Source organism: Pseudomonas sp. P1_C12 (assembly GCF_056406435.1).
Map to the genome: position 1 here is coordinate 37,252 of NZ_JBFUAE010000014.1, position 23,244 is coordinate 60,495.

The following is a 23,244-nucleotide window of genomic DNA, read 5'->3' on the forward strand; positions in this document are numbered from 1 at the left end:
TCCTGAAAAGAAATCGACGATGGATTGGGTTGCCCGCCGTTCAACGGACGTCGGGCTTGTTAATTGGTTGCTGCGGTTAATCCGGCGGTTACCAGCGCCTTCAACGACACATCGAACTGTTTCAATGCACTTAGTTGCAGGTCGCGTTGTTGTTCGATTTGTGCGGCGATCTCGGGTGCGGCCTTGTCATGCACCCACACCGACGGCAGTTGTTTTTCCACCGCGCCTTCGGCCTTGCCGATGTACTGCAGGTTGGCGTCGTAGAACCGCGCGGCGAAACGCGCCTCAACCCGATCGTTACGCTGGGTCAGCAACTGGTTGTGGGTATCGAGCATCACCACCACGTCCGGGTGGGCCTGCACCAGGGCTTCGAGGTTGTCGTAGACCGTCACCGACACAAAGGTGTGGTGCAGCGAACTCATCAGCCAGTCGATGGCCAGGTCCGGATCGGAGCTGTTGACGAAGGCTTGGCGAATCCGCGCATCCAGTGCGTTTTTCGCACCATTCACGGCCACCGAGTGGTATTGCGCAAGGTATTGCAGGTTTTCCACGGTGTTCTCGCTGTAGAGCACCCCGACCGTCTGTCCGTATTGCAACCCGCCCTGGCTCCCGGTTATGGGCGGCAGATGGCAGGCGCGTGCGTCCTCGGCGTAGGCCGATGCGGTGGATGCAACACTGCCCAGCAACAGGGCAATCACAGCCAGTCGGGTCAAGATTTTCATCGCGCAGGTTCCTTGAGCAGCGTGTTCAATGCAGGCAATTTTCCGCCTTTGCGCAAAAAACAGAACTTGCGATTCTTGATGGTGACTATTGACTGAACCAATAGTGCGGCGACGCCAGCGCATGCCTCTGGCGCAAAGTTACCGGTCAATGTCGAACAAGCGGCTGTGCCGGGCGCCCACGGTTGATTACAGTGGCGACTGCCCTCAAAACCTGATCAAGGAACGAAACAATGGTGACCTGCTACCTGAAATACGTGCTCGATCCCTACCAGCTCGAAGCGTTCGAGCACTACGGCAAGTTGTGGATTCCCTTGGTGGAAAAGTTCGGCGGCCAGCACCACGGCTACTTTTTGCCGTCGGAGGGCGCCAACAACATCGCCCTGGCGCTGTTCACCTTCCCCAGCCTGGCGGCGTACGAACATTACCGGCAGCAGTCGATGAACGATCCGGAGTGCATCGCGGCGTTCAAGTACGCCGAAGAGAGGAAGTTCATCTTCAGCTACGAGCGTTCATTCATGCGCCCGGTATTTGGCGAACAGGATCGCTGAGTCAGACTTTTTTCAGATCCAGGCAATAGGTGTAGTAACCGGGGTCGCGCACCCAGCCCAGGGATTCATACAGGCGTTGGGCAGTGAAGTTGTCGGTGGCGGTTTCCAGGGTCATGCCTTTGCCGCCGGCCAGCTTCGCAAAATCCCGGGCGGTGTTCATCAGCAACTTACCGACCCCTTTGCCCCGGGCGGCGGGCGTGGTGAACAGATCACCAAGCAGCCAGGTGCGATGGGCGTCGATAGAGGAAAAAGTCGGGAACAGTTGGACGAAGCCGAGGTTTTCACCGCCGGGGTCCCGGGCAAGAAAAATCACCGATTCATCCCGGGCGAGTCGCTCAGCGATGAAGGCGCGCGATTGCGCAAGGTTCGACGGCTGCTTGTAGAACATCCGGTAGGCGTCAAACAAGGGGGCGATCTGGTCGATGTGCGATGCGTCGGCGCGCAGGGCCTGAATAGCCATGAGGGTGCTCCATTGCGGTCTCGAGGAATTACAGACTAGCAATGGTGTGGATTAGGAAGGGATATTTTTCCAGGCAAGATCAAAAGATCGCAGCCTGCGGCAGCTCCTACATTGGAATGTGTTTCCCTGTAGGAGCTGCCGCAGGCTGCGATCTTTGCTTTTGGATCAGACCCGCACGTTCCGACCCGGCAACGAAGTACGTTGGCTGCTCTCCCAGCCCTCGACCAGACCCACCGGCACATCCGACGCCGGCAGCATCTTCACGCCACGCACCAGATCCGAGGCGCGCTCGGCGAGCATGATGGTCGGTGCATTGAGGTTGCCGTTCGGCTCGGTCGGGAACACCGACGAATCGATCACCCGCAGACCGGCGATACCGCGCACGCGCAGCTCGGAATCGACCACCGCCATGTCGTCCTCGCCCATGCGGCACGAACCGCAGGGATGGTAGGTGCTTTCCAGGTTGTCGCGCACGAAGGCGTCGAGGTCTTCATCGCTGGTCACCTGCGCGCCCGGGGCGATTTCGCCGTCTCGGAAGCGGTCCATGGCTTTCTGGCCGATGATCTCGCGGGTCAGGCGAATGCAGCGGCGGAAGCCTTCGCGGTCCTCTTCCCGCTCAAGGTAGTTGAAGCGGATTTCCGGATGCTCGTACGGATCCGCCGAGCGCACCCGCACATAACCACGACTTTTCGGTTTGTTCGGCCCGGTGAGCACCATGAAGCCATGGCCCTTGATCGGTTTGTTGCCGTCGTAGCGCATCGCCGCCGGCAGGAAGTGAAACTGGATGTCCGGCCAGCGCAGGCCCTTCTCGGAGCGGATGAAACCACCGGCTTCGAAGTGGTTGGTGGCGCCCAGGCCGTCCTTGAACAGCAGCCAGCGCAGACCGATCATCAGCTTGCTCAGCGGGTCCATCTTGCTGTTGAGGGTCACCGGTTCCTTGCAGCCGAACTGGATGTACACCTCGGCGTGATCCTGCAGGTTCTCCCCTACTCCCGGCAGATCATGGCTTACGCCGATCCCGGCCTTGCGCAGGACGTCCGCCGGGCCGATGCCCGAGCGTTGCAGCAGGTGCGGCGAGCCGATTGGCCCGGACGAGATCAGCACTTCGCGATTGCAATACACCTGGTGGGTCTGGCCACCGTGGTCATACATGACCCCCACCGCGCGCTTGCCTTCAAGAATGATCTGGCGCGTCATCGCGTGGGTGATCACCGTCAGGTTCGGACGGCCCATGGCCGGGCGCAGATAGGCGTTGGCCGTGGAGCAGCGCACGCCGTTCTTCACGGTCATGTGCATGGCGCCGAAACCTTCCTGCATGTAGCCGTTGCAGTCTTCGGTCTTGATGTAGCCCGCCTCCGCACCGGCTTCGACCCAGGCACCGTACAGCGGGTTTTTCATGTGGTTGCCGTTGGTGGTGTGCAGCGGCCCGGTTTGCCCGCGATAGCTGTCGCCACCCGACTCATAGCTTTCGGCGCGCTTGAAGTACGGCAGGCAGTTGCGATAACCCCAGCCTTCGGCACCCAGGGATTCCCACTCGTCAAAGTCCAGCGCGTGGCCACGGATGTACACCAGGCCGTTGATCGACGACGAACCGCCCAGCACCTTGCCCCGTGGGCAGTGAATGCGTCGGCCGTTGAGGTGGGTCTCCGGCTCGGTTTCGTAGCGCCAGTTGTACTTCTTGGTGTTCATCGGGATCGAGAATGCGCTCGGCATCTGGATCACTACGCTCTTGTCACTGCCGCCGAATTCCAGGACCAGCACCGAGGTGGCCGGGTCTTCGCTCAGACGGTTGGCCAACACACAACCTGCCGAGCCTGCGCCAATGATGATGTAGTCGTATTTTTGCGTAGCCATGGTCATCTCCCGACCGTCGATTCAGTGAATACCGGCAGTGGCTGCTGTTTGTGGGTCAGCGTGTCGCCGGTGGTGTATTGCGGGGAGGTTTTCTCGATCTGCTGGATCACCGCTTCTTCGCGTTTCAGATCGATCGAGCGGCTCAGCCAGTAGTACGCCAGGCCCGACACGATCAGCCCGACCAGCCAGGCGATGTCGATGCTGCCCAGCGCCTTGGCGAGCGGGCCGACATACACCTCGCGCTGTTCAACGCCGTCGAAGATGTAGAAGAACGGGATCATCGAGATAAAACCGATGGCATAGGCGGCGATACCGCGCAGGCCCCAGCTGCCGTAGATGTTGCCGTGGGGCATGAAGAAGTGCGGGATGGCGTAGCGGCCCTTGCGCACGAAGAAGTAGTCGGTGAGGTTGACCGAGGTCCAGGGCACCAGGAAATACAGCATCACCACCAGGTAGATCCCCAGCACCGACAGGCCTTTGCCGGAACTCTGGATGCTCAGGGCCACGCCCAGCTGCAGCAGGATCACGAAGCCGATGGCCAGGATGCGCGCCTTGCGGGTGGGTTCGATGTGCTTGATCGAATCGACGCAGGTCAGCGTGGTCAGTTTGGCGCTGTAGATGTTCATCGCGATCACCGGCAGGAACGCCAGGATGGTGACGATCACCACCGCCGTGCCCACCAGCGGCGACACGGTGTTGCCGACTTGCCCCAGGGCCACCAGCACGTCTGTGGAGTGCAGGTGATCGGCCAGCCAGCCACCCACGGAAATCATCCACGCGCCAGACAGCGAAGCCCCGAGGAACACCACAGCGATCAACTTGCCGCTGGAGGTGTTTTTCGGCAGGTAGCGCGAGTAGTCCGACACATAAGGCGCATAGGCGATGTTGTAGCTGGCGGCCGCCGCAAACTGCGCGATGAAACCGGTCCAGTTGAAACCCAGCGGCTCCCGGGCCACTTCGCCCTCCGCTAGCGCCGGCAGCACTGCATCCGGCACCCAGCCCATCACCACCGCCACGGTCACCAGGCCATACAGCGGCAACGACAGGTACAGCGCCCATTTGAAGCTGCGGTGCATCCAGTCATGGCCGAGAATCGCCAGCACCGCCGCCGGTATGGTCACCGCCACCGCGATCACCGCCGGGTTGAACCCGAATAGCGTATGCAGCCCCTGCATCATCAGCACCAGGTTGACGATGTTGAAGCCGGCGAACACGAACAGCGTTGCGAGCAGTACCAAAATCACCCCGCGATAGCCGAACTGCGCGCGGGACTGGATCATCTGCGGCAGGCCAAGGTGCGGGCCCTGGGAGCCGTGAAACGCCATGAACAGTGTGCCGAACATGATGCCCAGCGTACCGGCGAGCGTAGTCCACAGCGCGGTCAGGCCGACGCTTGGGCCAACGAAGCCGATGGTCATGGTGAAGAAGGTGAAATTGCCGAGGAACCAGAACGGGCCCTGACTGGCCAGCTTGTCAGTGCGCTCGTTCTCGGGGATGAAGTCAATCGAATGCCCCTCGACGACGGATTTTTCGTCGAGGCTGGACACGCTCGTGGCGGACTTGGCGTTAGTGTTCATGATGGACTCTTATTGTTGGAAGATCATGACGAGATAACCGCGTTCTTTCGGGTGAACGACTCCCCTGTGGGAGCGAGCCTGCTCGCGAAAAAACGTTAACGATGACGAGGGCTGCCTGGGTGAGCGCGGCGCTCTGACGTCTTTCGCGAGCGAGCTCGCTCCTACAAGGGCTGAGCTCACGCGTGCCTACCTGGCGTTGTTGCTGGAACCGTACAGGACTGTAGGAGCGAGCCTGCTCGCGATGGTCTCAAGAGCGCCGCGTTTAACCGGCAAGCACGCGTTTTCGTTAACGACCTTCGCGAGCAAGCTCGCTCCTACAAAGGGGTGGCGTCAGCTTGGCAGCGTGATCCACACCGCCTTGGTTTCGAGCAGGTAATCGAGCTGCTCGGCGCCCAGATCCTTGCCGAAACCGGACTGTTTGTAGCCACCGAACGGCATCGACGGATCGAGGGTGCCGTGGGCGTTGACGTAGACCGAGCCTGCTTTCAAGCGTGGAATCAGGCTGTGCACCTTGCCCAGGTCGTTGGAATACAGTGCCGCCGCCAGGCCGTAGGGCGAGTCATTGGCCAGGGCCAGTGCGTCTTCTTCATCGTCGAACGGTGCGGTGACCAGCACCGGGCCGAAGATTTCTTCCTGGACGATGCGCATGTCATTGCGGCAGTTGGCGAAGATGGTCGGCTCGACGAAGAAGCCAGGGCCATCGACCGGTTGGCCGCCGTAGACCAGTTCGGCGCCTTCAGCCTTGCCGGTTTCGATGTACTCGGTCACGCGCTGCTTTTGCAGGGCAGAAACCAGCGGGCCGATGAAGCAATCAGGATCCAGGCCCGGGGCCATTTTCAAGGTGCGCGTGTAGGCGATCAGCTCACGCAGGAATTCGTCGTAGACACTGCTATGAATATAGGCCCGTGTACCGGCGTCGCATACCTGCCCGGAGTTGAAAAACACGCCATTGGCGACCGCTTGGGCGGCGGCCGGGATGTCGGCGTCGGCGCAGACGATGACCGGTGATTTACCACCGAGTTCGAGGGTCAGGCGCTTCATGTCATCCAGCGCTGCGCGGCCGACAGTCTGGCCGACCGGGGTAGAACCGGTGAAGGTCAGTTTGTCGATGCCCGGGTGGGTGGCCATGGCCGCACCGACCACGCTGCCGCGCCCGGTGACGATGTTGATCACGCCGTCGGGAATGCCCGCTTCCTGCACCAGTTCAGCGAAACGCAGGGCCGACAACGAAGTCAGTTCGGCAGGCTTGACCACCACGGTGCAACCGGTCGCCAGCGCCGCGCCGAGCTTCCAGGCCATGGTTTGCAGCGGGAAGTTCCACGGCACGATGGCGCCGACTACGCCCACCGCTTCCTTGCGGGTATAGGCCAGGTAATTGCCCGGCAGCGAAGGCTCGACGGTACGGCCGTGCAGCTTGGTGGCCCAGCCGGCGAAGTAACGCAGGGTATCGACGGTGCCCTGGATGTCCACGTCCTTGGCGAAGGCCACGGACTTGCCCATGTCGATGGATTCGATTTCAGCCAGCTCGGCGGCGTTCTGTTCGATCAGGTCAGCCAGGCGCTGCATCATGCGCTCGCGCTCGGCCGGTTTGGCCTGGCGCCAGGCGCCGCCGTCGAACTGCGCGCGTGCGGCTTGCACGGCGCGGTCCAGGTCATCGGTGGTGCCCATGGGAATGCGGGTGATCAGGCCTTCAGTCGAAGGTTCGATCACATCGGAAGTCTGGCCGTCGCTGGCTTCGACCCAGGCACCGCCGATGAACATTTTCTGGACCTTGCTAAGGAAGGTCTGAGTGGCTTCGCTGACGCCGAATTTCTGCAGGTAACTTTTGACGATCGTGTCCATTTTTGTTCTCTCTGCCCGGCAGTCAGAGCCTGCCGGGTCACTGGTTTCGATGATCAGGCTGATGCGGCTTCGCTCTCGGCGGCTGCCCGCACCTTGCCACGCTCGTGGAAGATGAAACCGATGCTGTTGAGCAGCAGTTGCGCGGCCAGGATCGAGGTCATGCCGGTCGGGTCGTAGACCGGTGCCACTTCCACCAGGTCCATGCCGACGATGTTGCCTTTGCTGCGCTTGGCCAGGGCCTGGATGATTTCCAGCACTTCGTAGTAGAGGAAGCCGCCGTGGCTCGGGGTGCCGGTGCCAGGGGCGATGGACGGGTCGAAACCGTCGATGTCGATGGTGATGTAGTAGTTGATGTTCTGCGGGATCAGCGCCAGCACACCCTCGACACCGAGGCGGCGCACATCGCGCACCGAGAGGATTTTCGAGCCGGCTTCGTGGGCCGCTTCGTAGTCGTCGCGGTTGGACGACGACACGTTGCGGATGCCCATCTGGGTCATGCCGACAATGTGGTTCATTTCCGAAGCGCGGCGCAGCGGGTTGCCGTGGCCGTAGCGCACACCGTGGCGTTCGTCGACGAAGTCCAGGTGCGCATCGAAGTGAATGATGTGGATCGGGCCGCGGCCTTCGAAGGCCTTGATCACTGGCGCGTGCACCGAGTGATCGCCGCCGAGCACCACCGGCATCACGCCGGCATCGAGGATCTTGCGCACGGCGTATTCGGTGTTCTTGTTGCTGGTGACCATGTCGGTGTGGACGATGTCGGCATCACCGACGTCGACCATGCGCACGTCCGATGCGGTGAGGTACATCACGTCATCTTCGTGGTCGTAGGCGCCGGCGTGGCCGAAGGAAAACAGCGTCGATGCTTCGCGAATCCCGCGTGGTCCGAAGCGTGCGCCGGAGCGCCACTGGGTGCCCATGTCGTTGGGCACGCCGAGCACCGCGACGTCGGCATCCAGTGCATCCCAATCGGTGCACACCGGGGATTTGCCAAAGGTGCAATGACCTACGAATGGCAGGTTCAGGCGACCGGATTCATAACCGTTGTTCGACATTTCTAGCCTCTCCACTTCTTGTTATCGGCCTGGCGGACTGCAAGGCGACCGCCGTTGGAAAGACTATGGGCGCAGGTTTTCGTGGAAAAAATGCTAAACATCAGATACTCATATCGGCATTCCCGATGCATCCACAGGCCGGAGGTCCAAGATGATCCAGCTGCACGATGTCGACCTGAAACTGCTCAGGGTGTTTGCCACGATTGTGCGCTGCGGGGGGTTCTCGGCCGCGCAGGCGGCGCTCAATGCCGGTCAGTCGACCATCAGCGAACAGATGACCCACCTGGAAACCCGCCTCGGGGTCAAACTCTGCCAGCGCGGGCGCAGTGGCTTCCGCCTGACCGAACAAGGGGTGGCGATTCATGAAGCCACCCAGCGCCTGCTGTCGGCGGTGGAAAACTTCTGCATGGACGCCGACGTGCTCAAGCAGCACATCAGCGGCAAGCTCAACCTGGGGATCATCGACACCACGATCACCGACCCGGACTCGCCGATCCCGCGTACCACCCAGCGCTTCGTCTCCCGCGGGCATGACGTGCACCTGAACGTGTACGTCGGCACCCCGGCGGAACTCGAAGAACGGGTGCTCGACGGTCGCCTTCATCTCGCCATCGGGCACTTCCCGATCCATGTGCCGGGGTTGCTGCAATCGCCGCTGTACCAGGAAGCCCTGGGCTTGTATTGCGGGCGGCGTCACCCCTTGTACGGCAGCCACGCCGAAGGTGAGGAACTGCTCGAAGAAGTCGCTGCCGGGCGGATCGTCGTGCGCGGCTACATGCAGCAATACGACCTCGAACACCTCGGCGTGAGCAAGGCGGCCGCCACCGTGGACAACATCGAAGCCACGGCGATCCTGATCATTTCCGGTGCCTACCTGGGCTTTCTGCCTGAGCACTTCGCCGCCCAGTGGGTCAAGAGCGGTGAGATGCACCAGTTGGCCCCCGGGAGTCTGCGTTTGAAATCGCCGTTCGACGTGATCACCCGACGCGGCACGGCACCGCCACCGATCCTCCAGGCGTTCCTTGAAGACCTGGCCGCCAGCGCCCGTAAAACCGGACAGCCGTGATGTGACACTCGCCAAATTCAAATTTTGCCGGGCATACTGATTCGGTTCGCCAACCTTGCAGGCCCGTCATGCGCATCCACGTCACCTTCATCGACCGCGTCGGCATCACCCAGGAAGTGCTGGCCCTGCTCGGTGGTCGCAGTTTCAACCTGGACGCCGTGGAGATGGTGCCGCCGAACGTCTACATCGATGCGCCGACCCTGGGCGCCGAGGTGCTCGAAGAATTGCGCGAAGCCCTTTTTGATGTGCGCGGCGTGCAGGCAGTGACCATGGTCGACATCCTTCCCGGCCAGCGTCGGCGCCTGCAACTGGACGCGTTGCTGGCAGCCAGTTCCGACCCCGTGCTGGCGGTGGATGACCGAGGTCACGTGTTGCTGGCCAACCCGGCGCTGATCGCTCTGTGCGGACGCGAACCGGCCGGTGAATCGCTGACCGCGCTGTTCGACGATGCCGATTTGCAGCGCACCTTGATCGCTCAGCATTTCCGCCTGCCGATGCACGAAGTCAGCCTCGGTGGCCAGACGCTGCTCCTCGACGCGATGCCGATCACCGACGCCGGCGCCCTGCTCACCCTGTATCAACCCAATCGCATTGGCGAACGCCTGTCGGCGCTGCACCATGACCATGCCGAAGGCTTCGATGCGCTGCTCGGCGAATCGCCGCCGATCCGTGCGCTCAAGGCCCGCGCCCAACGGGTGGCGGCCCTCGACGCGCCGTTGCTGATCCAGGGTGAAACCGGCACCGGCAAGGAACTGGTGGCCCGCGCCTGCCATGCCATCAGCCCACGGCACGATGCGCCGTTTCTGGCCCTCAACTGTGCGGCGCTGCCGGAGAGCCTGGCCGAGAGCGAGTTGTTCGGCTACGCCCCCGGCGCCTTCACCGGCGCGCAACGGGGCGGCAAGCTCGGCCTGCTGGAACTGGCCGATCAGGGCACGGTGTTCCTCGATGAAGTAGGGGAAATGTCGCCGTACCTGCAAGCCAAATTGCTGCGCTTTTTGAGCGATGGCTGCTTCCGCCGGGTCGGTGGCGACAAGGAAGTCCGGGTCAATGTGCGGGTGCTCAGCGCCACCCACCGCGACCTGGAGAAAATGGTCGCCGAAGGGCGTTTTCGCGAAGACCTGTTCTACCGCCTCAACGTGCTCAACCTGCAGGTGCCGCCGCTGCGCGAGCGCGGGCACGACATCCTGCTGATGGCCAATCACTTCATGCAACAGGCCTGCGCGCAGATCCAGCGACCGGCGTGTCGTTTGGCACCAAGTACCTTCAGCGCCCTGCTCGGCAACCGCTGGCCGGGCAACGTGCGGCAACTGCAAAACGTGATCTTTCGCGCGGCGGCGATTTGCGAAAATCCGCTGGTGGACATCGATGACCTCGACATCGCCCGCACCGCCGTCGAGCGGCAAAACGACGGCGAAGTCGGCAGCCTGGAAGAGGCTGTGGGCGACTTTGAAAAGAACCTGCTGGAACAGCTGTATCGCAGCTACCCGTCCAGTCGGTTGTTGGCGGCGCGGTTGCAGACGTCCCATAGCGCCATTGCGATTCGCTTGCGCAAGTACGGGATTCCCGCCAAGCCCTGAAGCCATTACACGGCTCTTTGTAGGAGCTGCGCGACGTCAGCGTCTGCAAATCGATACAGCGTAGCGAAATCAAGACAAAACCTTTCCCACCCTGCATTTACAGCGTCTGCGCCCACAGCCCTGCTTGCCTGTATTGATTTCAATACGGATGAAATCTCTCGCACTTCACAAAATAATCTCAAATCGTTGATTTAAAACAAATAAAAAACATTGGCACCGCCCTTGCTATCACTCCTCCAACCCCGCTCGTCGCCCCGCCACGAGCCTTAAAACAATAAGGAGTTGATATGAGCCAATTGCGTTTTACCGTCGATCACGAATGGTTGCGCCTTGAGAGCAATGGCCTGGTCACCGTCGGTATCACCGCATTTGCCCAGCAGGCGCTGGGGGATGTGGTGTTCGTTCAGGTGCCTGAACTGGGCGCCTTCGATGCAGGTGCTGAAGTGTCGGTGCTGGAATCGGTGAAAGCCGCCAGCAGTATCGGCATGCCGCTGGACGGTGAAGTGGTCGAGATTAACGCGACGCTGGAGAGCACCCCTGAACTGGTCAACGAAGACCCATTGGGCGAAGGCTGGTTCTTTCGCTTCAAACCGGTCGATGCCCTGGCGTTGAGCGATTTACTCGATCAAGACGCCTATGAACGCCTGACCGCAGAACACGCCGACGCTTGAAGCCCCCCCGAATCCGCAAAAGGACCACACCATGTTCAGCAAGCACGACCAGATCAAAGGCTACGACGACGAACTGCTGGCGGCGATGAACGCCGAGGATGCGCGGCAGGAACACCATATCGAACTGATCGCCTCGGAAAACTACACCAGCCAACGGGTGATGCAAGCCCAGGGCAGCGGCCTGACCAACAAGTACGCCGAAGGGTATCCGGGCAAGCGTTACTACGGCGGCTGCGAGCACGTCGATGTGGTCGAGCAACTGGCCATCGACCGCGCCAAACAACTGTTCGGCGCCGATTATGCCAACGTCCAGCCGCACTCCGGCAGCCAGGCCAACGCCGCGGTTTACCTGGCCCTGCTGCAAGCCGGCGACACCGTGCTGGGCATGAGCCTGGCCCACGGCGGTCACCTGACCCACGGTGCCAAGGTGAGTTTTTCCGGCAAGCTGTACAACGCCGTGCAGTACGGCATCGACACCAGCACCGGCCTGATCGACTACGACGAAGTCGAGCGCCTGGCGGTCGAGCACCAGCCGAAGATGATCATCGCCGGGTTCTCGGCCTATTCGAAGACTCTGGACTTCCCGCGTTTCCGCCAGATCGCCGACAAGGTCGGCGCCTGGTTCTTCGTCGACATGGCCCACGTCGCCGGTCTGGTGGCCACGGGTCTGTACCCGAACCCGCTGCCCTTCGCCGATGTGGTCACCACCACCACGCACAAGACCCTGCGCGGCCCGCGTGGCGGTCTGATTCTGGCCAAGGCCAATCCCGAATTGGAGAAAAAGCTCAACGCCGCGGTGTTCCCCGGCGGTCAGGGTGGCCCACTGATGCACGTGATCGCCGCCAAGGCCGTGTGCTTCAAGGAAGCGCTGGAGCCGGCATTCAAGACCTATCAGGCGCAAGTGATCCGTAACGCCCAGGCCATGGCGCAGGTGTTTATCGAGCGCGGTTACGACGTGGTGTCCGGCGGCACGGATAACCACCTGTTCCTGGTCAGCCTGATCCGCCAGGGCCTGACCGGCAAGGACGCCGACGCCGCCCTCGGCCGTGCCGGCATCACCGTGAACAAGAACGCCGTGCCCAACGATCCGCAATCGCCATTCGTGACGTCCGGTCTGCGCATCGGTACGCCAGCGATCACCAGCCGTGGCTTCAAGGAAGCGCAGAGCATTGCGTTGGCCGGCTGGATCTGCGACATCCTCGATCACCTGGGCGATGCCGATATTGAAGCCAATGTCGCACGGCAAGCGGCCGCCCTGTGCGCGGACTTCCCGGTCTACCGCGACTAAGCACACCACACACACCCCTGTAGGAGCGAGCTTGCTCGCGATGGTCGCCAACGATTACGCGCGCATTCAGGATTAACGCGGTGCCTTTGGGTGCTTCGCGAGCAAGCTCGCTCCTACAGGTTCTGTGCACAAGGAAATAACGATGAATGCCATTGTCGAATCGGCCGGCAACAGCCCGGCCAAAGTGGAGGTCGGCACCAAACTGCGCGGCGCGGAAAAGGTCGCGCGGATTCCGGTGAAGATCATTCCCACGGATGAATTCCCGCGCAAACCCGACTGGATTCGCGTGCGCATGCCGATCTCCCCCGAGGTTGAACGGATCAAGCAACTGTTGCGCAAGCACAAGCTGCACAGCGTCTGCGAAGAAGCCTCGTGCCCCAACCTCGGTGAATGTTTCTCCGGTGGCACCGCGACCTTCATGATCATGGGCGATATCTGCACCCGCCGTTGCCCGTTCTGCGATGTCGGTCATGGCCGCCCCAAACCTCTGGACACCAACGAGCCAATGAACCTGGCCGTGGCCATCGCCGAACTGCGCCTGAAATACGTGGTGATCACCTCAGTGGATCGCGACGATTTGCGCGACGGTGGCGCCCGGCACTTTGTCGATTGCCTGCGGGAAATCCGCAAGCTGTCGCCCGGCGTGCAACTGGAAACCCTGGTGCCGGACTATCGCGGACGCATGGACGTGGCCCTGGCGATCACCGCCCATGAGCCGCCGGATGTGTTCAACCACAACCTGGAAACCGTACCGCGCCTGTACAAGGCCGCGCGGCCGGGTTCGGACTTCGAGTGGTCGCTGGACCTGCTGCAAAAATTCAAGCACGCGGTACCCCATGTGCCGACCAAGTCCGGCCTGATGCTGGGCCTGGGCGAAACCGACGAGGAAGTCATCGAGGTCATGCAACGCATGCGCGAGCACGACATCGACATGCTGACCCTCGGCCAGTACCTGCAACCGTCCCGCAGTCACTTGCCGGTACAGCGCTTCGTGCATCCCGACACCTTTGCCTGGTTCGCCGAGGAAGGCACGCGCATGGGCTTCAAGAACGTGGCGTCCGGGCCGCTGGTGCGTTCGTCCTATCACGCCGATCAACAACTTCATGGAGGTACGGACGGTTTCAAGCCATGATGGAATGACTGGTCATGCATGGAGCCGTTCCCGATGTCGCGTTCACCCTGTCTGTTGCTGCTGTGCCTGAGCCTCGCCACGCCATGCATGGCCGACGAGGCGAAACCCGGGCACATGGTGTATGTGCGCAGCGTCGCCCCGGGCATCGAGCAGGACATCCGCTACACCAGCGCGCACAATTTCACCGGGCACCCGCTCGACGGTTATCAGGCGGCGGAGTGTCTGTTGTCGGAGGACGCTGCAAAGGCATTAGCCCGAGTGCAAAGCTCACTGAAAGCCGAAGGCTACGGCTTGAAGGTATTCGACTGCTATCGACCCAAGCGCGCGGTGGCGGACATGGGCCGCTTCGCCACCGAACCTGGCGACCCGCTGAAGACCGAGTTCTATCCACGGGTCGACAAGCAGGACTTCTGGCGCCTGGGTTATGTGGCCCGGGTGTCCAACCACTCCCGAGGCAACACCGTCGACCTGACGCTGACCGGCCCCGACGCCCTGCTCGCCGACACCTGGACGCCTTCGGTCACGCCAGTGGATTGCACCGCCCCTTACGGCCAGCGCTGGCACGACGGCGCGCTCGACATGGGCACCGGTTTCGATTGCTTCGATGAGCGGGCCCACACCGACTCGGCGCTGATCAACGCCACGGCCAAAGCCAATCGCCAGCGCCTGACCAGTGCCATGACCAAGGAAGGCTTTGTGGGTTATTCGGCCGAGTGGTGGCACTTCACGTACAGCGGGAATCCGCAGAAGCCGGACGTCATGGACTTCCCCATCACGCCGCTTGCACCATGAACATTCTGCTCAAGACCCTGTTGGTGACGTTTTTTCCGCTGGCCGCAATGGCCCAGGGACTCGACGGCAGCGACCAACTGATCGTGGTCACCAGCAAAAACTGGGATGACGTTCAGGCCACTGCCCAGCGCTATGAACGGCGCGGCAAGACCTTTGAAAAGTTCGAAGCGCCGTTTGCAGTGGTGCTCGGCAAAAACGGCATGGGCTGGGGCAAAGGCCAACTCGACACCGGGCAACCTGAAGGCCCGGTCAAACAGGAAGGCGACGGCAAGGCACCGGCTGGAATGTTCAAGCTGGGTACGGCATTTGGCTACGAGCCTTCCGCCGACACCCGCCTGCCCTATCTGTCGCTGACACCGACCATCGAATGCGTGGATGACAGCCAATCGGCTCGCTACAACCAACTGGTCGATGGCTCGGTGGTTGCCAAGGACTGGAGCAGTTCCGAACGCATGCGCCGCAGCGATGACTTGTACCACCAGGGCATTTTCATCCAGCACAACACCCCGGCCACTCCCACCGCCGGCTCGTGCATTTTCTTCCACATCTGGCGCGGCCCCACGGCGCCGACCCGTGGCTGTACGGCCATGGACCCGGCGAACATCGCACGGTTGTTCGATTGGCTCAACCCAAGTAAATCCCCGGTGCTGGTGCAACTGCCTGAAGCGCAGTACGAACGGTTGCGTGAGCGCTGGAAACTACCAAAGCGCTAGTCAACGCTGGCCCCCTCGCCACAAAAGCTGGTATTAACCCCGCTCAACCACCACCGCACTCATTGACGGCTTGGCCAGCGCGTAATAGATCACACCCGGCACCAGCAGCCCGACGATCCAGGAAATGTCCACGCCGCCCAGTTGCGCAACCATCGGCCCGGAGTAGAAATGGGTATCGACAAAGGGCAACTGGATCAACACGCCAATCACGTACACGCTGATCCCCAAGACGTTCCAGCGACCGTAGCGCCCTGCCGGGTCGGACAGCGCCGGGATGTCGTAACGCTCCTTGTTGATGAAGTAGTAATCCACCAGGTTGATCGCGCTCCACGGGGTGAAGAACGTCAGCAAAAACAGGATGAAGTACTTGAACGAGCTGAGGAACGAGTACTGCCCCAGCAATGCCAGCGTGGTGGATGCCGCGATAATCAGCAGCACGAACAACATGCGCTGGCGGGCGGTGATCTCCAGGCGACGACGAAAGCCACTGATGATGGTGGCGATGCACATGAAACTGCCGTAGGCGTTGAGGGTGGACACCGTGACCTTGCCGAACACAATGCTCAGGTACAGCAAGGACGCGATCACCCCGGTGCTGCCCAGGCCGACAATGGTCGCCACTTCGTGCCCACGGAAATTCGCCCCGGCCAGTGCGGCGGCGAACACCCCCAGCACCATCGAAGTCTGCGCTCCCAGCACCGTGCCGAGGCCGACAGCGGCGAAGGTTTTCCACGACGAAGTCTTGCTCGGCAGGTAGCGCGAGTAGTCCGCCACGTAAGGGCCGAAGGCGATCTGCCAGGACGCCGAGAGCGACACCGCCAGCAGGAAGGTGCTCCAGCCGAAATGACGATTGTCAAGCAGCAGGCCGATGTCGTTGAGGGTCATCAACCGGGTGAACAGGTAGGCGAACGCGATGATGCCCAGCACGCTGGCCACCCGCCCGACCAGGTGAATCACCCGATACCCGAAGATCGTCAGGAACGCGATACACGCGGCGAAAATCAGGATGCCGGCGCTGTCGCTGACACTGATCAACTGCGCAATCGCCTGCCCCGACAACACTGCGCCGGTGGCGCTGAAACCCAGGTACATCAGGCACACCAGGACAATCGGGATCGCCGCGCCATACACGCCGAACTGCACTCGGCTGGAGATCATCTGCGGCAGCCCGAGCTTCGGCCCTTGTGCCGCGTGCAGCGCCACCACGGCACCGCCGAACACTTGCCCGATCAGCAAGCCGATCAGCGACCAGAACACATCGCCACCCAGTACCACCGCCAGGGCACCGGTGACGATAGCGGTGATCTGCAGGTTGGCGCCGAGCCACAGGGTGAACTGGCTGTAGAGGCTGCCGTGACGCTCAGCCTCGGGAATGAAATCAATCGAGCGAGTCTCGATCAGGGGACTGCGTTGCGCACTCATGACGATGTTTCCTTTGAGGAACTGTTTTTGTTGTCGGGGATGAACTTAGAAGGTCTTGGTGGCACTGGCAACGACCGTGGCCGAGCACAGGTCGTCATAGCCGTACCAACTGGCGCACTCGCTTTTCGACAAGTCCGTGTCGATATAGCTCAGGCCCCAGGTGACGCTGACGAAGTCGCGGGTCAGCTTGGCTTCCCACTCGTAGTAAGACTCACGGCTATCGCCACTGGCGGACCAGAACGCGGGGTCATTCACATCGTTGCGCCCAAAGCGCAAGTCCAGACCGACTTCGGCCGGCAAATCGATTTTGTAGCCCAGGTAGGTGTAAAGGGTGTCCTGGTCCTCGCCGAAGAAATTCGGCGTGTCCTTGGAGTAATAGGCACCCAGCTTCACGCCGTACAGGTCGAGGACGGCGTAGACCTCACTGAGGTTGAATTCTGAATTCTTCGGGTAGTCGTACTTGATGTAGCCCAGATCCAGGCTGATCGCGTCGGTCGCCTGCCAGTAGTAACCCGCGTAGTACTCAAGCTCCTGCCGGGTATCGAAGCCGCCACCGAAATCAACATTGGAGGTCCAGGCGCCGATGTACAGGCCGCTGCTGTGCAGCAGCGTTGCGCCGCCCTGCACCGCCGGATCGCCCAGGGTTTGCGAGATGCCGCGGGTACGGTAGTCGCTGACGACGCCCAGGGTCATGTCCAGGCTGAAATCATCGTTGAGGGCCAGGGCCTGGCTGGTCAGGGGGGCCAGTGCCAGCGCGGCGAGGGTCAATGCTGAAAATGCGTTCATACAGTTCTCTTGTTGTTATGGCGTACGGGGAATTTCAGGCATGGCGATGCCAGGCCCCTCGCGCTACGAGGGGCTGGCAGTTTTTTGCGTGTGCTGGGTGTACGCAGGTCAGGACGCGGGGGCGTAGACCTGCTTGCCGGCGAAGAAAGTGTTCAGGACTTTGGTTTCGAACAGGTCGTCATCGCTGACCTTGAACACATCACGGTCGAGGATGATCAGGTCAGCCTGTTTGCCCGGTGCCAGCGAACCGATCTGTTTGTCCAGGCGCAGGGTTTTCGCCGCGTTGAGGGTGTAGGCGTAGAACATGGTCTGGCGGTCGATGCTTTCCTTGGCATTGAGTACGCCCAACGGACCTTTGCGCGTGCTGGCCTGGGCAATGGCGTTGAACGGGTTGGCGCTCGACACCGGCCAGTCGCTGCCACCGGCAATCGTCGCGCCGGCGTTATGCAGGGACCGCGCGGGATACTGGTAACCGTAGGCAAAGGCGCTGATGTAGGGCTTGACCAGTTCGACGGTGTAGGACTCGCCGGTGGCCCACAGCAGTTGCATCGAAGCGATCACGCCCAGTTGCTTGAAGCGTGGAAACTCCTTGGGATTGACCAGTTGCAGGTGCGCGATGCTGTGGGGCACGGGCGTCGGGCTGAGCTTGCGCGCATAGGCCACGCCATTGAGCGCTTCACGCACCGCACGGTCGCCGACGGCGTGCATGTGCACGATCCAGCCGCGTTTTTCCGCCGCCACCACCAGTTCGCCAAAGTGCGCTGGGTCGGTCAGCAACTGACCATTTTTATGGCTGTTCTTGAACGGCACGATGACCGCAGCGGTCTGCCCCGGGAATTCGAGAATGCCGTCGACAAACACCTTGATGCCGGGGAACGTCAGGTTAGGCACGCCCTCGAATTGCTTCATCACCGTGGCGATCACTTCCAGGTCGGCAGGTTTGCTCTTCGGGTTGGTGACCATCAACGCGGCGACGTGGGCGCTGAGTTCGCCGTTCTGCGCCAGTTCCTTGTACAGCGGCAGCACGCCGACACTTTCTGCGGTGGCATGGAAATCGAACAGCGAATCTTCACTGCCGCCGTTCGCCGCCGCGTCCATCCAGGCGGTGACGCCGAATTGATTGTTGATCTTCACCGCCTCGCGAGCGGCCTTGAGCATGGACTCCGGGCTGGGCGCCGGAATACCGTTGCGCACCACGTCCCAGCGGGATTCGGCGAAGTAGCCGTTCGGTGTGAAGTCTGCTTCATGGCCGATGTAGCCGCGTTCTTTTTCCGGCAGGCTCTTGACCAGTGCCGCGTCGATGCTCAAGCGCTTGAGCATCGCGTTGTTGGCCCAACCGGTGTGGCCGTCGATGCCGCTGAACACAATCGGTTGTTCTGCCCAGCGTCCCTGGTTGAACACCTTGCCCAGTTCACGGCTTTTCTCCCAGTAGGCCGAACTGACCCCCGCCACGCTGATCACATCACCGGAGCGGGCACGCCCGGTCTTGTCTTCTTCGATCAACCATTGCTCCAGTTCCGGCAAGGGTTTGACCTCGTCCAGCAGGTTGGCCTTCATGCTGTCGAAGGCGCCCGAGACCGGGTGGCTGTGGGTGTCGATCATGCCCGGCATCAACACTTTGCCCGCCAGGTCGATGCGCTGGGTCTTGGCATCGGCCAGGGCATTGATTTCGGCATCGCTGCCCACTTTCAGAATCTTGCCGTCTTGCACCGCAACAGCCTGCACCAGTGCCTGGCCGGGTTCGGCGGTAAAGACTTTGCCGTTGAACAACACCAGGTCAGCGGCGGCCATGGCCTGCACCGACGACAAGGCCAGCGCGGCGGCCAACAGGTTTGGAATCAATCGCATCGGAACGCTCTCTAGTTTTTATGGGGCGGATCGGGAAGTAACCGCTTGGGAAACCACGTGTGGCGCAAGCCCGAGGAACGGCGCCTTGGCCCACACGACCTTGCCGCCGACCAGCGTCAGCAGCACGTCGTTGCGGCCCAGTTCCTCCTCGGGCACCTGCATGAAGTTCTTGTCGAGCACGATCAGGTCCGCGAACTTGCCGACTTCGACCGAACCCAGCACCGCGTCCAGCTTCAGCTGTTCGGCGGAACCGAGGGTGATGCTGCGCAGCACTTCGGCTCGCGACAGCGCCGGATCGGCATTGAGTCGCCCGGCATACTTCGGCCCATAGCTGTGCGGATTGGTGGGGTCGCCGGAACGGGTGACACCGACTTTCAGCGCCAGGAATTCATCCAGCGGATCGACCGGCCAATCGCTGCCAAACGCCACTCGACCGCCGGCATGGGCGATGCTGCCCGAGGGTTCCATACGCGCAAATCGCGCGGCGCCAAGGTGATCACTGGTGCCGTCGACCGTGGACGGTGCCTGCTGTGCCCACTGGAACGACATGGTGGCCGTGACGTCCAGTGCCTTGAAGCGCGAATAGTCGGCAGGATCGACAGACTCGGCGTGCGCGATGGCCGGACGGAAATCAGTACCGGGCAGTTCCTTGCGCACGTAGGCGACGCTGTCCAGTGCATCGCGCACCGCGCGCTCGCCGGTAGCGTGCAGGTGCGGATCGAGACCGGCCTTGACCGCTTGCAGCAACAACGGATTGAGCACTTGCGGCGGGAAGTACAGTTCGCCCAGGTTCTTGCCCGGCGTCCACTTCGGCGCCTGGTCGGTGCCGCTGTTGTGCAGGTACGGGGTCAACATGGCACCGGTGTCCGCCGGGGCATTGATGATGCCGTCCATGAACAGTTTGACGTGGCGCATGTTCACGCCCGGCGCGACATGCACTTCACCCTGGTCGTAGGTGCTGGCCAGAGCCTTGGCCTCGGCGATGGTTTTCACCGGGTCGGCGGCAGCGGCGGCCGGGTCCAGCTTGATCGCCAGCAAGGCCCGGGCTGTCAGCTCGCCGGACTTTTGCAGGCTGGTGAAGGCTTTGCCGTTTTCCGGGCCGGACAGCGCGTCGAAGAAACTGGTGATGCCTTGCTGGCGCATGGCGTCGAGGGCTGCTCGAACCTGATTGAGTTTTTCCGCGTCGGTCGCAGGCGGGACCACGGCGGCCAACGATTCGGCGGCGCCGTCTTCACTGATGCCGTTCGGGTTGCCGGCGCTGTCGCGTCGGTATTTGCCGTCTTCGGGGTCGGCGGTGTTCTTGTTGATGCCGGCCAGTTCCAGGCCGCGAGAGTTGGTCAGCACGGTGTGGAAATCGGTGGAGCGCACCTGGATCGGACGCTGGGTCTTGAGCGCGTCCAGGGTCGATTTGTCGGCGTCGCCATCGAGCCCGGTCATGCCCATGCGATCCCAGCTGCCGACTTCCAGCCAGACATCCGGCCCCTTGTCCTTGTCGGCATCGAGGCAAGCCTGGATGTTCGCCTGAAACTGCGCGCGGGTCATGGTCTGGTATTTCAGGTCGCACAGCGTCATGGCGCGGCCGCCATCCCCCGGGTGCATGTGCGCATCGACGAAGCCCGGCATCAGCATGCGCCCGGCCAGGTCGATCAGTTGTGTTTGCTTGCCGATGTAGCCGTCGACCCCGGCATCGCTGCCGACATAGACGATCTTGCCCCCCGAAATGGCAATGGCCTGCTGCACGGAATTCTGGCCATCGACGGTGTAGACGTAGCCATTGCGCATGACCGTGTCAGCGGGTGTCGCCGCCAACGCCATGCCGGAAAATGCCGTCGTCGCCGCAACGGCGATAAACAACCTGGAAAGTCTCAAATGCCTCACCCCTGTTCTTATTGTTTTGAAGCGGTCCGAAGCGACTGCGCCAGCCTCTGATAGACAGGGCCTACCCTATAGGGCGCAGCGTTCGAATGGACCTCTGCAAATGAGGAGGGGTCAGGCAAATAGTTGAAACGGCTGGGATTAATCCCGGCGCACGGACTCCGCCAGCGCACCCGGCGAACGCAGGACGGAGCCCAGCTCCACCTTGCTTTTCACACCGAGTTGCAAGTAGCAGTTACGCAAATAGGTGCGCACGGTCGCGGGGCTCAGGGCGAGCATTTTGGCGATTTCCTTGTAGGAGTGGCCGGCGGCGAACAGCATCGCTGCGGTGCGCTCCCGTGGTGCCAGGCCATCCCCGCCTGACGGCGCATCAAGGGAGAGGATGACGTGTTCGGCGTTGGGAGCGAGGGTCAGGGCGCAGCGGCCCAGGCGGATCACACAGGGGGCTTTCGACAATTGCGCAACGACTTCGACCGGCAGTGTCGAACCGCTCCAGCCAGGCAATTCGCGCTGGATCGCAGTGCACAACCTGGCGCCCACATACAGCAGACTGCCGTCCATGCGCGCGACGCCAAAATCACTCGCGCCGTTTTCGGAATCGAAGCGAATCATGTCTTGCACCTGGAACCGCCACAGCTGGAACAGGTGATCGCAAAAGGCCGCAAACAAACCGGCCTCGGTTGTGCTGAACGACTGCTCATGCCGGCCCCGGTACAGGCAGACAAAGAACATCAAGCCACTTTCGGGTAACTCGTAGGTGATGCACATCAGGTGGTAGAGGTCATGGCGCCGGGCGAACTCATTGACCGCTTCGCAAGGGTCGTTGAAGCCGCTGTCGCGCAATACCTCGCCGGGCTGATTCAACGTGTCGTGGGAGAATTTGTCATTGGCTGCCACCGGATGCCACTCGGCGGCAAAGGATTCGGGGAGATTGATGCTGCCATGCATCCAGCTCTGAGGGGGCACATCAGGACCAGGCGTAGACATCTCGCCCCACCAGGCAGAAGCGAACGGCACCAGGGGACCGAATGCCTGCAGGCCATCGGCGATGAACCGCGACGCCCCGCTGTCCCGCGCCAGCCGGCCCAGGTGCAATACGCAATGATTGAACGCCTTCAGCGTGGCCATCGACGTATCGTCGACCTTCTTTCCCTCCTCCATCATGGCGATCCCGTTCACTGCATGGTCTGGTGCTTCGACGATGCCATAGGCTCGGGAATGGCGTCCAGCTTGCCGTGACATCAACAGTTACAAACTGCCGTTCAGTCCGTACAACTGCGGTCGCAAGACCTCCGCCGAGGCCAGGTTGAAGATCGCGGGCCGTCGGCCAGTTGACCGGCGAGCTTGCTCGCGATAGCGGTGGGTCAGTCAACACCGATGCTGGCTGTAATGACGCCATCGCGAGCAGGCTCGCTCCCACAGGTAAATGTGGTGGTTTCAGAAATGGATGTCCTTGGCCGGTATCACATCGATCCGCGCCACGGAACCGGTCAGGTGCGCCAGGTCCTTGTTGTGCTCGGCGATGATGTCTTCGGCGGTCAGGTTGCCGTTGTCGACGGTGGAATGCGCATCGCCCGCCAGCACCACGTCGTAGCCCAGTTTCAGGGCCTGACGCACGGTGGCGTTGACGCAGTAATCGGTCTGCAGGCCGCAGATGACCAGGCGCTCGAAGTCCTCCTTCGGCAACAGTTTTTGCAGGTTGGTCTGGTAGAACGAATCCCCGGTGGTCTTGCGCACGCGGTGGTCCTTGGGCGAGGTTTCCAGCCCTTCGGCCAGTTGCCAGCCGGCAGCGCCATGTGCCAGCGGACTGCCCGCTTCTTCGTGCTGGATCAGCACCACGGGCACTCCCGCCTTGCGCGCCCGGGCAGACAGGTCATTGATGGTGTTGATGACCCGTCCAATCTCGAAGCACTCGTACTCACCGGAACACAAAGCCTGTTGGACGTCGATGATTAACAACGCAGTGGTCATGATTTCCTTCCTTGTGATGTCGATGGATCAGGGGACGAACATAAG

The 23,244-nt window shown here is 61.7% G+C and carries 20 protein-coding genes; 8 read left to right on the forward strand and 12 right to left on the reverse strand.

All coding sequences use genetic code 11. The features are described 5' to 3' along the window. Positions 1-59: 59 nt before the first annotated feature. The gene (locus tag AC1D19_RS22030; protein WP_477764553.1) at positions 60-722 is read right to left on the reverse strand and encodes an ATPase; all 663 of its coding nucleotides are present in this window, start codon (positions 720-722) and stop codon (positions 60-62) included. 230 nt (positions 723-952) lie between these two features. Between AC1D19_RS22030 and AC1D19_RS22035 the strand changes: the two genes are divergently transcribed. Continuing rightward, positions 953-1,270, forward strand: a complete 318-nt coding sequence (locus tag AC1D19_RS22035; RefSeq protein ID WP_477764554.1) for an NIPSNAP family protein — start codon at positions 953-955, stop codon at positions 1,268-1,270. A 1-nt stretch (position 1,271) separates the two neighbouring features. Here the strand turns inward: AC1D19_RS22035 and AC1D19_RS22040 are convergent, their stop codons facing one another. The 5 genes from AC1D19_RS22040 to speB all read right to left on the reverse strand — a co-directional run bounded on the left by AC1D19_RS22040 (position 1,272) and on the right by speB (position 8,058). Beyond that, on the reverse strand, positions 1,272-1,730 hold the full coding sequence (locus AC1D19_RS22040) for a GNAT family N-acetyltransferase (protein WP_477764555.1): 459 nt from the start codon (positions 1,728-1,730) through the stop codon (positions 1,272-1,274). Between the two features lie 165 nt (positions 1,731-1,895). Beyond that, a complete protein-coding gene (gene betA, locus AC1D19_RS22045; protein ID WP_477764556.1) occupies positions 1,896-3,584 on the reverse strand; it encodes a choline dehydrogenase in 1,689 nt (562 codons plus the stop codon). Positions 3,585-3,586: 2 nt separating this feature from the next. Beyond that, positions 3,587-5,161: a purine-cytosine permease family protein gene (locus AC1D19_RS22050; RefSeq protein ID WP_477764557.1), complete on the reverse strand. Its 1,575-nt coding sequence runs from the start codon at positions 5,159-5,161 to the stop codon at positions 3,587-3,589. Positions 5,162-5,491: 330 nt separating this feature from the next. Then, entirely contained in the window at positions 5,492-7,003 is a 1,512-nt protein-coding gene (locus tag AC1D19_RS22055; RefSeq protein WP_477764558.1) for an aldehyde dehydrogenase family protein, read from the reverse strand. A 53-nt stretch (positions 7,004-7,056) separates the two neighbouring features. Beyond that, positions 7,057-8,058, reverse strand: a complete 1,002-nt coding sequence (speB, locus tag AC1D19_RS22060) for an agmatinase (protein ID WP_095943760.1) — start codon at positions 8,056-8,058, stop codon at positions 7,057-7,059. A 151-nt stretch (positions 8,059-8,209) separates the two neighbouring features. On the opposite strand from speB, the gene AC1D19_RS22065 reads away from it, so the two are divergent. The 7 genes from AC1D19_RS22065 to AC1D19_RS22095 all read left to right on the forward strand — a co-directional run bounded on the left by AC1D19_RS22065 (position 8,210) and on the right by AC1D19_RS22095 (position 15,297). Then, on the forward strand, positions 8,210-9,124 hold the full coding sequence (locus tag AC1D19_RS22065; RefSeq protein ID WP_056723746.1) for a LysR family transcriptional regulator: 915 nt from the start codon (positions 8,210-8,212) through the stop codon (positions 9,122-9,124). A gap of 68 nt (positions 9,125-9,192) precedes the next feature. Further along, positions 9,193-10,701 carry a sigma-54-dependent transcriptional regulator gene (locus AC1D19_RS22070; RefSeq protein ID WP_056723748.1) on the forward strand — a complete coding sequence of 503 codons (1,509 nt, stop codon included), beginning with the start codon at positions 9,193-9,195 and terminating at the stop codon, positions 10,699-10,701. A 287-nt stretch (positions 10,702-10,988) separates the two neighbouring features. Further along, positions 10,989-11,372 carry a glycine cleavage system protein GcvH gene (gene gcvH, locus AC1D19_RS22075; RefSeq protein WP_150725972.1) on the forward strand — a complete coding sequence of 128 codons (384 nt, stop codon included), beginning with the start codon at positions 10,989-10,991 and terminating at the stop codon, positions 11,370-11,372. A gap of 31 nt (positions 11,373-11,403) precedes the next feature. After that, the gene (gene glyA, locus AC1D19_RS22080) at positions 11,404-12,660 is read left to right on the forward strand and encodes a serine hydroxymethyltransferase (RefSeq protein ID WP_477754216.1); all 1,257 of its coding nucleotides are present in this window, start codon (positions 11,404-11,406) and stop codon (positions 12,658-12,660) included. Between the two features lie 142 nt (positions 12,661-12,802). Further along, positions 12,803-13,792 carry a lipoyl synthase gene (gene lipA / locus AC1D19_RS22085; protein ID WP_477764559.1) on the forward strand — a complete coding sequence of 330 codons (990 nt, stop codon included), beginning with the start codon at positions 12,803-12,805 and terminating at the stop codon, positions 13,790-13,792. A 33-nt stretch (positions 13,793-13,825) separates the two neighbouring features. Beyond that, positions 13,826-14,584 (forward strand): M15 family metallopeptidase, encoded by a 759-nt coding sequence (locus AC1D19_RS22090; protein WP_477764560.1) that lies wholly within the window; start codon positions 13,826-13,828, stop codon positions 14,582-14,584. Continuing rightward, positions 14,581-15,297: a L,D-transpeptidase family protein gene (locus AC1D19_RS22095; RefSeq protein ID WP_477754218.1), complete on the forward strand. Its 717-nt coding sequence runs from the start codon at positions 14,581-14,583 to the stop codon at positions 15,295-15,297. The genes AC1D19_RS22090 and AC1D19_RS22095 overlap by 4 nt, the downstream gene beginning before the upstream one ends. Positions 15,298-15,330: 33 nt before the next feature. Here the strand turns inward: AC1D19_RS22095 and AC1D19_RS22100 are convergent, their stop codons facing one another. From AC1D19_RS22100 to AC1D19_RS22125, 6 genes are all read right to left on the reverse strand, one after another. Further along, a complete protein-coding gene (locus tag AC1D19_RS22100; protein WP_477764561.1) occupies positions 15,331-16,719 on the reverse strand; it encodes a purine-cytosine permease family protein in 1,389 nt (462 codons plus the stop codon). Between the two features lie 45 nt (positions 16,720-16,764). Further along, positions 16,765-17,505: a TorF family putative porin gene (locus tag AC1D19_RS22105; protein WP_477764562.1), complete on the reverse strand. Its 741-nt coding sequence runs from the start codon at positions 17,503-17,505 to the stop codon at positions 16,765-16,767. A 108-nt stretch (positions 17,506-17,613) separates the two neighbouring features. Beyond that, positions 17,614-19,353, reverse strand: a complete 1,740-nt coding sequence (locus AC1D19_RS22110) for an amidohydrolase (RefSeq protein ID WP_477764563.1) — start codon at positions 19,351-19,353, stop codon at positions 17,614-17,616. An 18-nt stretch (positions 19,354-19,371) separates the two neighbouring features. Then, positions 19,372-21,168 (reverse strand): amidohydrolase, encoded by a 1,797-nt coding sequence (locus AC1D19_RS22115; protein ID WP_477764615.1) that lies wholly within the window; start codon positions 21,166-21,168, stop codon positions 19,372-19,374. A 201-nt stretch (positions 21,169-21,369) separates the two neighbouring features. Further along, complete coding sequence (locus AC1D19_RS22120; RefSeq protein WP_477764616.1) at positions 21,370-22,389, reverse strand: helix-turn-helix transcriptional regulator; 1,020 nt, start codon at positions 22,387-22,389, stop codon at positions 21,370-21,372. A gap of 276 nt (positions 22,390-22,665) precedes the next feature. Then, complete coding sequence (locus tag AC1D19_RS22125) at positions 22,666-23,199, reverse strand: cysteine hydrolase family protein (RefSeq protein WP_477764564.1); 534 nt, start codon at positions 23,197-23,199, stop codon at positions 22,666-22,668. Positions 23,200-23,244 lie beyond the last annotated feature (45 nt).